Annotated in this window: 10 protein-coding genes; 5 read left to right on the plus strand and 5 right to left on the minus strand. The window is 38.6% G+C overall.

Features of this window, described 5'->3' with window-relative positions; genetic code table 11:
- Positions 1–566: 566 nt before the first annotated feature.
- Together gppA and rhlB are read right to left on the minus strand one after the other, a co-directional pair.
- A complete protein-coding gene (gppA, locus tag HC000_RS06425; RefSeq protein ID WP_011326842.1) occupies positions 567–2060 on the minus strand; it encodes a guanosine-5'-triphosphate,3'-diphosphate diphosphatase in 1494 nt (497 codons plus the stop codon).
- 45 nt (positions 2061–2105) lie between these two features.
- The gene (rhlB, locus tag HC000_RS06430; protein ID WP_041454311.1) at positions 2106–3383 is read right to left on the minus strand and encodes an ATP-dependent RNA helicase RhlB; all 1278 of its coding nucleotides are present in this window, start codon (positions 3381–3383) and stop codon (positions 2106–2108) included.
- A 91-nt stretch (positions 3384–3474) separates the two neighbouring features.
- Here rhlB and trxA point away from each other — a divergent pair, with 91 nt between their 5' ends.
- Both trxA and rho read left to right on the plus strand, forming a co-directional pair.
- Positions 3475–3801, plus strand: a complete 327-nt coding sequence (gene trxA, locus HC000_RS06435; RefSeq protein WP_011326840.1) for a thioredoxin TrxA — start codon at positions 3475–3477, stop codon at positions 3799–3801.
- A gap of 186 nt (positions 3802–3987) precedes the next feature.
- Complete coding sequence (gene rho, locus HC000_RS06440; RefSeq protein ID WP_011326839.1) at positions 3988–5247, plus strand: transcription termination factor Rho; 1260 nt, start codon at positions 3988–3990, stop codon at positions 5245–5247.
- Between the two features lie 99 nt (positions 5248–5346).
- Here the strand turns inward: rho and HC000_RS06445 are convergent, their stop codons facing one another.
- On the minus strand, positions 5347–8172 hold the full coding sequence (locus tag HC000_RS06445) for a tetratricopeptide repeat protein (RefSeq protein ID WP_179807247.1): 2826 nt from the start codon (positions 8170–8172) through the stop codon (positions 5347–5349).
- Positions 8173–8249: 77 nt separating this feature from the next.
- Here HC000_RS06445 and HC000_RS06450 point away from each other — a divergent pair, with 77 nt between their 5' ends.
- Entirely contained in the window at positions 8250–8834 is a 585-nt protein-coding gene (locus HC000_RS06450; protein ID WP_089367556.1) for a DNA-J related domain-containing protein, read from the plus strand.
- Positions 8835–8864: 30 nt separating this feature from the next.
- On the opposite strand, the gene dbpA is transcribed toward HC000_RS06450, so the two are convergent.
- A complete protein-coding gene (gene dbpA, locus HC000_RS06455; protein ID WP_011326836.1) occupies positions 8865–10253 on the minus strand; it encodes an ATP-dependent RNA helicase DbpA in 1389 nt (462 codons plus the stop codon).
- A 183-nt stretch (positions 10254–10436) separates the two neighbouring features.
- On the opposite strand from dbpA, the gene HC000_RS06460 reads away from it, so the two are divergent.
- The gene (locus tag HC000_RS06460) at positions 10437–12512 is read left to right on the plus strand and encodes a TonB-dependent receptor (RefSeq protein WP_179807248.1); all 2076 of its coding nucleotides are present in this window, start codon (positions 10437–10439) and stop codon (positions 12510–12512) included.
- Positions 12513–12600: 88 nt separating this feature from the next.
- On the opposite strand, the gene HC000_RS06465 is transcribed toward HC000_RS06460, so the two are convergent.
- Positions 12601–13506 (minus strand): DUF808 domain-containing protein, encoded by a 906-nt coding sequence (locus HC000_RS06465; RefSeq protein ID WP_011326834.1) that lies wholly within the window; start codon positions 13504–13506, stop codon positions 12601–12603.
- 140 nt (positions 13507–13646) lie between these two features.
- On the opposite strand from HC000_RS06465, the gene HC000_RS06470 reads away from it, so the two are divergent.
- The gene (locus HC000_RS06470) at positions 13647–13928 is read left to right on the plus strand and encodes an MliC family protein (protein WP_179807249.1); all 282 of its coding nucleotides are present in this window, start codon (positions 13647–13649) and stop codon (positions 13926–13928) included.
- Positions 13929–14011 lie beyond the last annotated feature (83 nt).

Here is a 14011-nt window from a genome sequence, read left to right on the forward strand (position 1 = left end):
CGTTCAATCTGAGCCATGATCAAACTCTTCAATTAAAAAGTTTTATGTCTTTCGACAGCTCAATGAATTCTGAATTTTTTTTAATATCTTTCGATATTGAATTGACTGTGCCGAAGCAACTTATAAATAAGTTACTTCTGTTGGTCACTCAGTTTTCAATTGAGACTCTAATTTGTTTGCCTTACTTAGCGAACTAAGCTTGGCTGTTAGAACTCAATCTGTACGAGTGCCCACACAGATGATTGCTTTATATTGTTAAAGAACGTTGCGGCAATAAAGTAAAACTTTATTTCGCTAGGGCTGCGCATATTACGCTTTCCTATTTTTTTGTCAACACTTAAATGTAAACTTTATAAAAATCTAAATTTAAGTTTTACTCGACTCACTGATTGACTCTTGCCTCGCTAAGCGTTGCTGTCTGCCGTCTCAGTGGGGTCGCATTATAGGGCGCAGCCAGTTTTACGCAAGCGTTTTTTAAAGAAAACTTAAAATAAAACGCTGTTCGCTTGATATTTAAACCAAGTGGTTATTTTAAACACTAAAAAGGCCCTTATGGGCCTGTTTAGTTAATTTACTATGAGCTTCCAGCCAAGTTTCGCTTGCTGCTTAGATTCTTGTTGCAGCTCGCTTGCCATTAATGGATGGTTTTTCAACCAGTCATTTTCAAACTGCAGATTTAAGACATCGTCTTTAACAGTTATCGCAAACTCAGGGAGTACATCATCTTGGCGACGCATACATAAAATGACAGCTATACGTATTAGTCTTACTAAATACTGCGCAAGTACACTATTTGCACCAAGAGAATCAAAATAGCCTTTTTGAAGATCAGAGCGATGCCCTTTAGCTACCGCAACAATGACTTTATGCTCTGACTGCGAAAAACCTGGCATTTCAGTATTTTTTAAAATATAAGCACTGTGTTTGTGATACTGCTTATACTCTATCAATAAACCAATTTCATGAAGCTGTGCAACTGCCGTTAATAAAGGCAACCCATTAAGTGCTTTTATTGGCCAGCTTTCATTTACTTCTGATGCTAAGTTTAATACGAGACTGGCGACGCGGCTAGCTTGCTTTTGATCAACATGGTAACGATCGATAAAGCCATCGATTGTACGTTTACGAATATCGCTATTATGCAGCTCTGGTAGCATGCTGTATAAAACACCCTCACGCAGTGCTCCACCTGCTAATCCCATTTTTTCGATCTCGAGCGATTCAAATAATGCAATTAAAATGGCAAGCCCTGATACAAAGACTAAACGGCGATCTTCACTTAGCCCTGGTAGGTCTAATGCGGCAATCGTTTTATAAGCGATTGATTGCTTTTTGATAGTGTAGAGTTTTTCAAGGGTTAATAGCTCATCTAGGTTTTGCGCTATCATGATTTCTTGAATTGCTTGTACTGTACCCGAAGCACCTGAGGCTATTTGCCAGCCTTTAACTTTATACTCTGATGCAATTTCATCAATGACAGTACGTGCGGCTTTTATTGCGGTGTTAAAGTTTGCATTGCTTAATTTGCAATCTTTAAAATAGCGCTCTAGGTAGGTAACACACCCGATGTTCAGGCTTTTGTAAAGTAATGCATCAAAGTTCTTACCAATAATCACTTCAGTGCTAGCACCACCAATATCGATAACAAGCTGACTACCGGTACAAGATGAGGTATGAGCAACGCCTTTATATATAGTGCGCGCTTCTAGTTCGCCGCTAATGACATTAACTTTATGACCGAGGATTTTTTCTGCTTGCGCTTTAAATACATCAGCATTACTAGCTAAACGTAATGTGGCGGTGGCAACTATAGTGATATTTTGTTTAGGGATGTCTTGTAAGCGCTCAGCAAATAACGCTAGGCACTCCCATCCTCTATGCATTGCTTCTGAGCTTAATACATTGTCTATATCAAGCCCTGCAGCTAACCTTACTTTGCGTTTAACACGACCTATGGTTTGCAGGCCGCCAGCTATTGATTTAGCAATAAGCATATGAAAGCTATTTGAACCTAAATCAATAACTGCATATACATTTTTTTGCGGTTTAAGTTGCCCCACCGTTCAAAAACCTCTAATTACTATTACAGTTAAACTAACGGTCGTTTATGACCGTCCTTTTTGATAACTATTATTTGGGCGACGTCCGCTGTTGTTACTGCGATTACGTGGGCCTGTAGAAAAGTTACGCTTTCTATGAATAGTAGGTTTAGTTAAATCATCCAGTAATGCTGTTTTATCGTAATGTGATAAAGGAATACTGTGATCTATATACTCTTCAATTTCATGCAAGTTATAAGCATATTGTTCGCATGCAAAACTAATAGCGTGACCAGACGCGCCAGCGCGGGCTGTACGGCCAATACGGTGTACGTAATCTTCGCAATCATCTGGTAAATCAAAATTAAATACATGGCTTACTTCAGGAATATGTAGACCACGTGCTGCAACATCTGTTGCCACTAAAAAGTCTAAGTCGCCTTTACTAAACTCAGCTAAAATTGATTGACGTTTTTTCTGATTTACGTCACCGGTAAGCATGCCAACCCGATGTCCATCGGCTTTTAACCAGGCATATACGGTTTCACAACTATGCTTAGTGTTAGCAAAGATAATGGCTTTTTCAGGCCACTCTTCTTCAATTAACGTCAGCAGCAGCTTAATTTTATCTTCTTGTGAAGGATGAAATAGCTCTTCTTGAATGCGTTTACCGGTTTTTACGTCTGGTTCAATTTGTACGTGCTCAGGATTGGTCATATGTTCAAACGCAAGTTCTTGTACACGATACGATAGCGTTGCAGAGAATAATAAATTTAAACGCTTTGATGTATCTGGCATACGGTGGAACATATAACGAATATCTTTGATAAAGCCCAAATCAAACATACGATCTGCTTCGTCAAGCACGACTACCTCAATTTCATTAAGGGTGTAACAGCCTTGCTTATACAGATCAATTAAACGACCTGTAGTACCAATTAAAATATCAACGCCTTTTTCTAGTTGTGCACGTTGTTTTTCGTAATCTTCGCCACCATATACTAAACCTAAGTTAAGATTACAGTGCGGCGCTAAAATTTTTGCATCTTTGTGTATCTGAATCGCCAGCTCCCTTGTAGGGGCCATGATCAGGGCTCTTGGATGTTTACTAGGGGCTTTGCTAGATTGTAATAACCGATGGCACGTGGCAGTTAAAAACGCCAACGTTTTGCCTGTACCTGTTTGTGCTTGGCCTGCGATATCGCGACCCTCACAAATAAAAGGTAGGCATTTAGCTTGAATGGGTGTGCAATATTCAAACCCACTTTCGGTTAAACCGGCAACCACTTCCGGTGCAATAGCAAAGTCTGAAAACTTTTTATCGGTCAAATGTGTCTTAGTCATAGCGTTTAAGCATAACGTTTAAACTTGCAATAAGAAACAAGAGTGTTTAAATACGCACTAAATATTTCGCCTAACTAAACCGGAGAGCGCAATGAGCGAGAAAATAATCCAAATTACTGACGATAGCTTTGAAGCTGACGTATTACAATCAGACAAGCCTGTACTAGTAGACTTTTGGGCTGAGTGGTGCGGACCTTGTAAAATGATCGCCCCTATCCTTAGTGAAGTTGCTGAGGAATTTGATGGTCGCGTTACCATAGCTAAACTTAATATCGATCAAAATGCGGGTACACCGCCTAAATTTGGTATTCGTGGTATCCCTACATTACTTCTTTTTAAAGATGGCCAAGTTGCTGCAACTAAAGTTGGCGCACTTTCAAAAACTCAATTAATCGAGTTTTTAGAAAACAATCTTTAAATTTAAACAATAAAAAAAGGGCTTAATGCCCTTTTTTTATTATTTTTTTGTATAAACACTGGACGCTGTGTCAATGAGCTGCTAGTTTATAAAGCCAACTAATCCTTAGTTATATTCAACAAACCTCACTCAACGATCAAACAAAGCGATTTTGAGTATGACAACTGTAATAAAGAACCCACCAATATGCATTTACGCGAACTAAAAGACAAATCTATAAAAGAGCTTGTAGACTTAGCTGAGTCCATGGGGCTCGAAAACGTAGCCCGCTTAAGAAAGCAAGATATCATTTTTGCTATTTTAAAATCACACGCCAAAGGCGGAGAGAATATCTTCGGTGGCGGTGTATTAGAAATTTTGCAAGATGGTTTTGGCTTTTTAAGATCATCAGAAGCCTCTTACTTAGCTGGCCCAGATGACATTTATGTTTCACCTAGCCAGATTCGCCGTTTTAGTATGCGTACTGGCGATTCAATCTCAGGCCTTATTCGTCCACCTAAAGACGGTGAGCGTTACTTTGCTTTACTTAAAGTAAATGAAGTTAACTTTGATAAACCTGAAAACTCTCGCACTAAAATTCTTTTTGAAAACCTAACACCACTGCATGCAAACGAACGTTTTCGTATGGAACGCGGTAACGGTAGTAAAGAAGATATTACAGCCCGAGTACTTGATTTAGCCTCTCCTATTGGTCGTGGTCAACGTGGTTTATTAGTAGCACCGCCAAAAGCGGGTAAAACCATGCTACTACAAAATATTGCGCAATCGATTACTCACAATCACCCAGATGCAACATTAATGGTATTACTAATTGATGAGCGTCCGGAAGAAGTAACCGAAATGCAGCGTCTTGTAAAAGGCGAAGTAATTGCATCAACATTTGATGAACCTGCTTCTCGCCACGTACAAGTAGCCGAAATGGTTATCGAAAAAGCAAAACGTTTAGTAGAGCATAAAAAAGATGTTGTTATCTTACTTGACTCAATCACACGTTTAGCCCGTGCTTACAACACCGTTATTCCATCATCTGGTAAAGTACTTACCGGTGGTGTTGATGCAAACGCACTCCATAAACCGAAACGTTTTTTTGGTGCTGCACGTAATGTTGAAGAAGGCGGCAGCTTAACAATTATTGCTACTGCGCTTATTGATACCGGCTCTAAAATGGATGAAGTTATCTACGAAGAGTTTAAAGGTACTGGTAACATGGAACTACATCTTAACCGTAAAATTGCGGAACGACGTGTATTCCCAGCTATCGACTTTAACCGTTCAGGCACTCGTCGTGAAGAGTTACTCACAAAACCAGATGAGCTACAAAAGCTGTGGATTTTGCGTAAAATTGTTCATGACATGTCAGAAATTGACGCAATGGAATTTTTAATTGATAAATTATCGATGAGCAAAACCAACGATGAGTTTTTTGATTCGATGAAACGCCAGTAATTCCATATAAGTTTTAAAGCTTATAAAAAAACGCCTAACAATTGAATATCAATTATTAGGCGTTTTTATTTGCCTGCAAAAAAGTAGCGCTGTACCGCTTTAACCATGCTCTTTGTAGTGCAAAAATAAGGCTTGTAGTTTATCAACTAACACTGCAATATTTTGTACTTCTTCTGGGCTTTTACACGCATCATCTAACGCTTTTGCAGCGTCTGCAATATCGCACAACTTAAACATTTGTGCTGCCCCTAAAATACGATGGCTATCTTTTTGTAACGCAACAAAGTCGCCACTATTAAAGTGTTGGCTAATTAACTCACTTTCTATTGATAAGCTTTGTTTGAAACTAGTCACTAAGTCACTCATATCTATATTTACGCTTGTGCTGTTTTGCTCATTTTTTATTGATGCGAGATGCTCAGCTATAGTGCTATAAAACTTCTCTTTATCAATTGGTTTAGCTAAGTAATCAGTAAAACCAAGTGCTAAATACTGCTCGATCTCATGGCTCATTGCATTGGCCGTTAAGGCAAATATTGGCTGCTCATAACCGCACTGCCTGAGCAACTCAAAAGCAGTAATGCCATCCATAATAGGCATTTGAATGTCCAACAGCACAAAATCAGGATACTCTTTTAAACATTGCTCTACAGCTTGCTCGCCATTTTCAACTGCAATAACGTCAAGCCCCATGGCGCGTAAATAACGGCTTATTAATCTGCGATTATCGTCATGATCCTCAGCAAGTAACACTTTAGCGCTTAGCGCTTTATAGTCACCATTTATATTGTCTTTAGCTGTAACTGCACATTCGCTTTTATCTACTGGTACGCACGGTACAAAGAATGAGAATTGACTGCCTTTTTTAAATTCGCTTTGCACACTAATATATCCTCCCATCATGGCAGCTAGTTGTTGTGACAAACTAAGTCCCAAACCAGTACCACCAAAACGACGGCTAATACTATTATCTGCTTGGCTAAAACATTCAAAAATAAGCTTTAGCTGCGCTGTATTCATACCTATTCCGGTATCTTTTACCGTGAGCACTAGCCCTTGATCGGTATTATTGGCCACAATCGTAACTTGGCCACTGTGAGTAAATTTAATTGCATTAGCACACAGGTTTATTAATATTTGCTTTACTCGAGTTAAATCAAGCCTGGTATACAGTTCATCACCGAGTTGGTTGTCAAATACCAAAGATAAGTTTTTAGCTTTTGCTTGTACGCTAAACATCCCATGTATGTCATTCAGCACTTGTACAATATCAAAACAAGAAATAGACAGCTCCAATCGATTTGCTTCTATTTTACTTAAATCGAGCACATCATTAATTAAACTTTTTAAATGATCGCTTTGACGCTGAATAACTTTGAGCTCATCTTGTAACTGCTCAGGATCATACAAACCATTAATTAAGTCGTCGGTTTGGCTTAAAATAGCGGTGAGTGGGGTGCGAATTTCATGACTTATATTTGCTAAAAACTGACTTTTAACATCGTTTGCTTCGCGCAACTCTTGCGCCACTGTTTGTAATTCTAACGTGCGTTGCTCTACTTGCTCTGTTAATTGTAATTTTGCATTACTTTCTATTCTGCGACGATAAATTGCAATAACTGTAATTAAAATAAGAATTGCCACAATGCTAAGCAAAATAGTTAACTGTGAACGTTTTGCAATTTTTAATTCTTGTAAGCTACGTTCTTGCTTAAGCTGATTAATTTCTTGATTTAACTGATTTGACTGGAACTGAGACTGAAATGCGCTTAGCGCCTTCATAACTTCTTCGCTGGTCATGCTACGTTGATAGTCTTCAAATTGTTGATATAACTGAATCGCTCGCCTGTAATCGCCGGCCCCCGCACTTAATAATGCCTCTAAACCTAAGCCATCTTTCACGCGTAATTGATCTTTATATTGATTGGCCAGTATTATTGATTGTTCTAAGTTTTGTTTAGCGGTATCTATATCACCCATCACTAATTGCACTTTCGCTAAAACTTGTAACGAAGCTAACAGTAATGATTGATTATCAATTTGCTGAGCATATTTTTGAGCGGCCTTAGCATGATACAAAGCTGCATCCAGTTCATCTAATTTTAAGTTTATATTTGCTAAGTTAGTATGCTGAACTGACAATTGATAAGCATCTTTTATACTTTTATAATAGCGTAAAGCTAATTGGTAATAATGTAGTGCTAATTGATTCTGACCAGACTCAGTATAGGCAACTCCCATGTTGCCATGAACACGAGCTATACCTTCTTCATCGCCTAGCTGCTGAAACACATCTAGCACTTCACGGTAGATTTCTCGTGCCGAATCATAACGAGATAAACGAATGTATATTCCGGCAATATTATGAAGTATATCAGCCTTGTCTTTTGCGCTTCCTTCTTTTTCATAAAGGGCTTTTGCTTGTTGATAATAATCTAAAGCAAGGTCTAAGCTATGCATATTAAAATATGCCAAACCAATATTACTTAATAAATTAGCTTGTTTTAATGGGCTCTTTAAGTGGACAGCTAAGTTTAAAGCGCGGTTATAATTAATAATGGCTTGTTGCAATAAACCTTGAAAATATTGTACTACACCTTGCATTTTAACTGCTCTAAAGTGTAACTCTGGCAATTTTTCAAATGTACTTTCTTGCTCTAGTAGCTGATAGTAATGTAATGCTTGAGTATAATTAGTTTGCTCAAATGCAAGCTCAGCTAGACTAGAATAAATAACAACTACTTGTTGGTTTGAAAGTTGTGTAGTAAGTAACTCGGTTGCTAACAGTTGTTTTTCTGACCATTCATTGGTCAGTTTAAATTGTTCAAAAAGTATTGTTTGTTGCTGTGCATTACCTTTTTGAGAAAAAATGCCCAGTACAATAATAAAGCAAATAAATAATAGGCGCTTAAATTGATCCAGCATAATTTTCCTTGGAATTTGGTTAGCAGCAAAAGCTATGATAATTTACCCAAGATACACTAATAACTAGATTGTAAACAATGCTTAACCCACTGATAGATGAGATTTTTGAGTTACTTTTGCAAAAGAAAGTATGGATGGTACATACTTTAGCAGCAGAATTACAACAACGTAAAATGATTAACACGCTTGATGTTGCCCCTGATCGTGATTTATTCAAACGTAACTTTTTAATTATGAACGCGCTTTATCAGCTACAGCAGCAAATTATGCCTAAGCAGCAACTCCTTATTAGTGGTTTACAAATACAACTTATTACCACAGCCAGTAACACCCTCATAAAAAATACCGATCCGCTACGAGACTACTACCTTGATTGGCAAAACTTTGAAACCTCTAGCGCCGAAATCGATACTCTTTTAACCCAGTTTTGGCAGCGTTTTACCAAACACAGTAAATCTGCACAAATAATAGATCTAGACACTCATAAACAGCTATTAATAAAGTGGCAACTATCTCAGCAAAGCACGCTAAAAGAAGTACAAAAGCGTTGGCGGCAACTGGCGTTACAGTGTCACCCTGATAAAGCGGTTGGTAATGCAGAAAAATTTAAACAGTTAAAGTGTGAATATGAGCAGCTTAGGGCAAGCTGCTCAGTAGATTAGTAATTATTGAATTAGTTATTCAATACACTATTAGCACGTAAGGCGACGAGCGCGTATTTTACGGCCTTTAATATTGCCTTCGGTTAATTTACGCAGTGCCGGTTTTGAAGAATTACGCTCTACGGCAACAAACGCAACGTTGTCGAGTACGTTTATTTTACCAACTTGACGCCCCGCAATACCGTCTTTACCGGTAAGTGCACCTAAAATATCACCTGCGCGTACTTTTTGCTTTTTACCAGAATCAAGCATTAAGGTTACCATTTCTGGTTTGTATGGTGGTTTTTCTAATAAGCTAAACGATGGCATTGGCTCTGGGATCACATCGCGCTCATAATGGTCACCAATTTGTGCAATTTTAAATGCTTCTGCCTCACCATAAATAGAGCATGCAATACCCTTTTTACCCGCTCGACCGGTACGACCAATACGATGCACATGTGTTTGTGTGTCGTGAGCTAAGTGATAGTTAATCACCATATCCATATCGTCAATGTCTAAACCACGCGCGGCCACATCGGTTGCCACTAGTATTGATGCACTTTTATTAGAAAAATGAATTAACGTACGCTCACGATCACGCTGCTCTAAATCACCATGTAAAGATACCGCACTAAAGCCTTCATCAACTAAATCATCACACAATTGCTGTGTTTCTACTTTAGTATTACAAAACACGACACAGCTTTGCGGGGTAAATTTAAGCAGCAATAATTTAAGTGTTGGGTAACGTTGTTTATTGTTATCCATTTTATAGAAGTATTGCTTAATAGTGCTTTTAGCTTGCTCTTCTTCTACCTTAACCATTACTGGATTGCTAAGCACACGCTTTGCAACAGCTTCTATTGCACGTGGAAACGTAGCGCTAAATAGTAATGTTTGGCGGTTAGTAGGAATACGCTCAATAATTGCATCTAAGGTATCTTGAAAACCCATATCTAGCATTTGGTCGGCTTCATCTAGTACGAGCGTTTCTACATCATCTAAACGCAAAGTACCTTTACGAATATGATCGTCAACTCGCCCCGGTGTACCAACAATAATATGTGCGCCATGTTCAAGTGAGCCAATTTGTGGACCAATTGATACACCACCACATAAAGTAAGTATTTTAATATTATGGATGCCACGCGCTAATTTGCGCATTTCTACAGCTACTTGCTCTGCCAACTCACGTGTTGGGCACAATACTAAAGATTGAATGCGAAAACGTTTTACGTTTAATTTAGCCAATACGCCTAAGCTAAACGCCGCAGTTTTACCTGACCCCGTTTTTGCTTGAGCAATAATGTCTTTTCCAGCCAGTACTGGCGGTAAACTTTGCGCCTGAACAGGTGTCATGTGGGTGTAGCCGAGTGTTGATAAGTTATCAACTAACCCAGAAGGTAAAGCCAAAGATGAAAAAGCAGTTGTGGTCACAGTAAATCCCAATACAAAAAAATAACATGGGGAAAAGCCCCACTCAATATGCTGCTAATAATAGCAGAATTCCTAATTGGCAACCATTAAGCATTATAAAAAACACACTAAAAGGCATTGCAAATGATACTGGTTTTCATTAAGATTAACTCAGCATTAATACTATCAACCCGGAAACAACTAATGAAACTAAGCCCACTTTTTATCGCACTGCTAGCAAGTACTACTGCGAGTGTTTATGCAAACGCAACAGATATAGAACATATAGAAGTAAAAGGAAGTTATTTTAATGACTATAAAGTAGACAATGCTAATGGCGCAATGAGAACGTCAGCTTCGTTACTTGATACCGCACAGTCGGTTACCGTTATTACCGACACCATAGTAAATGAACAACTCGCAACTACGTTAGGTGAAGTACTTACTAACGATGCCAGCTTAACGCCAGGTTCAAAGCAACGTAACCGTGAAGTATTTAATTTACGTGGGTTTGAACTGAGTTCATCTACAGGTTACTTGCGTGACGGCCATCAGCACTGGTCGCACTACCAACAACCTATCGAAATATTACAACAAGTTGAAGTTATTAAAGGCCCATCAAGTATTTTATATGGCCAATCGGGTCCTGGTGGCTTGGTTAATATGGTCACTAAAAAACCCACGTCACAAACATTATTTAAAGCCAGTGCCGATGTTGATCAACATGGTTCAACTCGCTTTATGCTGGATGCGGGCGGTGCACTTACTGAGTCGGAAGATTTACGTGCTCGCGGTATTTTAGTAAAGCAAGATGTTGATTATTGGCGTGAATACCAAAATGGTGAAAACCGTGAACGCGATCGCTTTTTAGGTGCATTAATTGTTGATTACGATATTAGCGATAACGCCTTAGTACGCGTACATTACGACCGCACAGATGACGAAGCCGGTTTAGATACGGGTGCCTGGATTGATAGTAATGCCAATGTAATTGGCGACGATAAAACAATTCGCGATATGTCTTGGGCGTTTACCGATATAACGGTAGAAAACCTAGGTGTTGACCTAGAAGTGTTTTTAACCGAAAACTGGCAAGTAAAACTTGGTTACAACGAGCAAACATTTGAGCGTCAACGCTTTGAGTCAGCACCTCGTAAACCAAGTAACTTTATCGAAGGTGATAGCTACACCTCAAAACCTTACGATCGCTTCGATGATTGGCAGTTTAAAACCGCCTTTGTTGACTTTATTGGTGAATTTGAAACCTTTGGTATTCAGCACCAATTTTTAATTGGCGCAAATTCGCTTGATTATTATTATGGCCAATTAAAAACTAATGCCGAATCATTTGACTTTAGCGCCGGGCAAAACGAACCATTTCGCCCAGCTATAAGCTATAAAACAGATGACACTGTTAGCTCATCTGCTTATGACTATTACGGTATTTACATGCAAGATCTCATTTCGTTCTCACCAGAATGGCAGTTATCTTTAGGCGGTCGTTACGACAAGCAAAGTAAAGAAAATAGTAATAATGAATCGTTTGTTCCTAAAGTGGGTGTGCTATATCACCCTAATGCCTCGGCCACTATTTACGCTAGTTACTCTGAAGGTTTTGAGCCGCAAAACGAAACGCTAGTAAATACAAACGATGTTAATAATGGCATGAAGCTCGATGCGATTACCTCTGAGCAAAAAGAAATTGGTATTAAATGGCAGCTGTTTGACGATCGATTAATGCTCAGTGGCGCATTATTTGATATTAGCAAAACAGGTACTTTAGTGAGCGAAGATCTTGTAAACCCTGTTGATAATATAACCAGCATCACTACTCAAGCTGGCGAGCAGCGCCATAAAGGCTTTGAATTAGCGGCGCAAGGTGCAGCAACTGATCGCTTATTTGTAATGGCATCAACTATGTACTTAGATGCCAACTACGAGCGCGACGCAACATTGCAAGGTAAGCGCCCTACCGATGCCCCTAAATGGTCTGCATCACTTTGGACGCGTTATGAATTAAACGACGTAATTGCATTAAACGCAGGTGCATTTTACGAAGGCGAACGCTTTGCCGACAATGCCAATACCGTTACTAAAGATGCCTACACCCGCGTAGATGTGGGTGCAACGTATAAAATAAACTTAAACAATACCGACGTTAACTTACGCCTAAATATTGAAAACTTATTTGATACAAACTACCTAGCAGGCGGTGGTTTAAATAATGTAACCATAGGTGAAGGCGCGAGCGTACGCTTAGCAGCACAATTTAGCTTTTAATTAATACAGCCCATACACATTTAACTGTATGGGCTTATTTAACTATACGGTTGTTAAACAGGCAATAATTGTAAGCTGTGAATTAGCGCTATTTTTTGAATATTTTTAAATAAGCTAAATGCCCAAGCACAACAACTAAGCCTGCTATAACACCTAATAAGCCATCAAATATAAGTGGTGCCAGCACTTCACCTGTAGTACCTACAATTGTTTGCCCATAATTGGTTACCGCTATTTGAATATGATGCAAAGCTTTAATGCCATGCACTAAAATGCCGCCGCCCACTAAAAACATTGCAACTGTACCCGCAAATGCTAAAAACTGCATAAGCCGTGGTGCTGCCGCTAACAACCCTTTGCCTAGTATTTCTTTAAATTTATTAGCCGATAGCTTAGATTGATTAAGTAAATATAGACCTGCATCATCAAGCTTCACAATTCCTGCAACTAAGCCATAAACGCCAATAGTCATAATTATGGCAATAACACACAATACCAATGCCTGATTTATTAATGTAGCAGCTGCAACTGTGCCAAGCGTAATTACTATGATCTCAGCAGAAAGTATAAAGTCGGTTCTAATCGCACCTTTAACTTTTTGCTTCTCGTATTCTACTAGGTCTAATTTGTCGCCCTCACTTTCGCTTTTATCATCATGAGGCAAAAACTTGGCAAATACTTTTTCTGCGCCCTCAAAACATAAAAATAATCCACCTAACATTAATAAAGGCGTAATTAACCAAGGTAACCACACACTTATTAATAACGCCGCAGGTACTAATATTGCTTTATTTAAAAACGATCCTTTTGCTACCGCCCACACCACAGGTAGCTCACGCTCTGCAGCTACACCGGTAACTTGTTGAGCATTAAGCGCTAAGTCATCACCTAATACACCCGCTGTTTTTTTTGTAGCAACTTTACTCATAGTTGCAATGTCATCTAGTAGCACAGTAATGTCGTCTAATAAGGTTAAAAGATTAGTACCTGCCATATAAATACCTAGCTTAAAAATAATATTATTAACATAACTTAAAGCCGCATTTTCACCAACGGTTAATTTTGCTTTGCTATGCTGATTAAAATTAATACGCAAATATCGATAATTACTTGCTGTTTGCACTGGAGATATAAATGAAAGCGCTGCTGATAATCGCATTAAGTGTATTAGGCTTATCTGCTTGTAATGAGCCCACAATTAACACTCGTTATCTATGTAATCAAAAAGAAGCCACGCTTAGCGTTATCAATGAGCAAACAGCAGCACTAACACTTAATAATAATACTTATCAACTTAGCCGAGAAAAAAGCGCCTCAGGTAATAAATACATAAATAAAAATGTGTTGTTTTGGAGTAAAGATAGCGAAGCCATGCTTATTATTGAAGGGACAAAATACCACTGCCTACAACAGTAGGTAGTACAATAAAACTAATAAAATTAAACCGTGATAAAGCAAGTTTAGTGATACAAAGTAACTGTATTTTTCCAAGTGCTAAT

The sequence above is a fragment of the Pseudoalteromonas sp. MIP2626 genome, assembly GCF_013414205.1.
Classification (GTDB): Bacteria; Pseudomonadota; Gammaproteobacteria; order Enterobacterales; family Alteromonadaceae; genus Pseudoalteromonas; species Pseudoalteromonas nigrifaciens.

Excerpts from the sequence above, each read along its gene's own strand:
- rhlB (WP_041454311.1), bottom strand. The coding sequence starts at position 3,383 with ATGACTAAGACACATTTGACCGATAAAAAGTTTTCAGACTTTGCTATT.
- trxA (WP_011326840.1), top strand. The coding sequence starts at position 3,475 with ATGAGCGAGAAAATAATCCAAATTACTGACGATAGCTTTGAAGCTGAC.
- rho (WP_011326839.1), top strand. The coding sequence starts at position 3,988 with ATGCATTTACGCGAACTAAAAGACAAATCTATAAAAGAGCTTGTAGAC.
- HC000_RS06445 (WP_179807247.1), bottom strand. The coding sequence starts at position 8,172 with ATGCTGGATCAATTTAAGCGCCTATTATTTATTTGCTTTATTATTGTA.
- HC000_RS06450 (WP_089367556.1), top strand. The coding sequence starts at position 8,250 with ATGCTTAACCCACTGATAGATGAGATTTTTGAGTTACTTTTGCAAAAG.
- HC000_RS06460 (WP_179807248.1), top strand. The coding sequence starts at position 10,437 with ATGAAACTAAGCCCACTTTTTATCGCACTGCTAGCAAGTACTACTGCG.
- HC000_RS06465 (WP_011326834.1), bottom strand. The coding sequence starts at position 13,506 with ATGGCAGGTACTAATCTTTTAACCTTATTAGACGACATTACTGTGCTA.
- HC000_RS06470 (WP_179807249.1), top strand. The coding sequence starts at position 13,647 with ATGAAAGCGCTGCTGATAATCGCATTAAGTGTATTAGGCTTATCTGCT.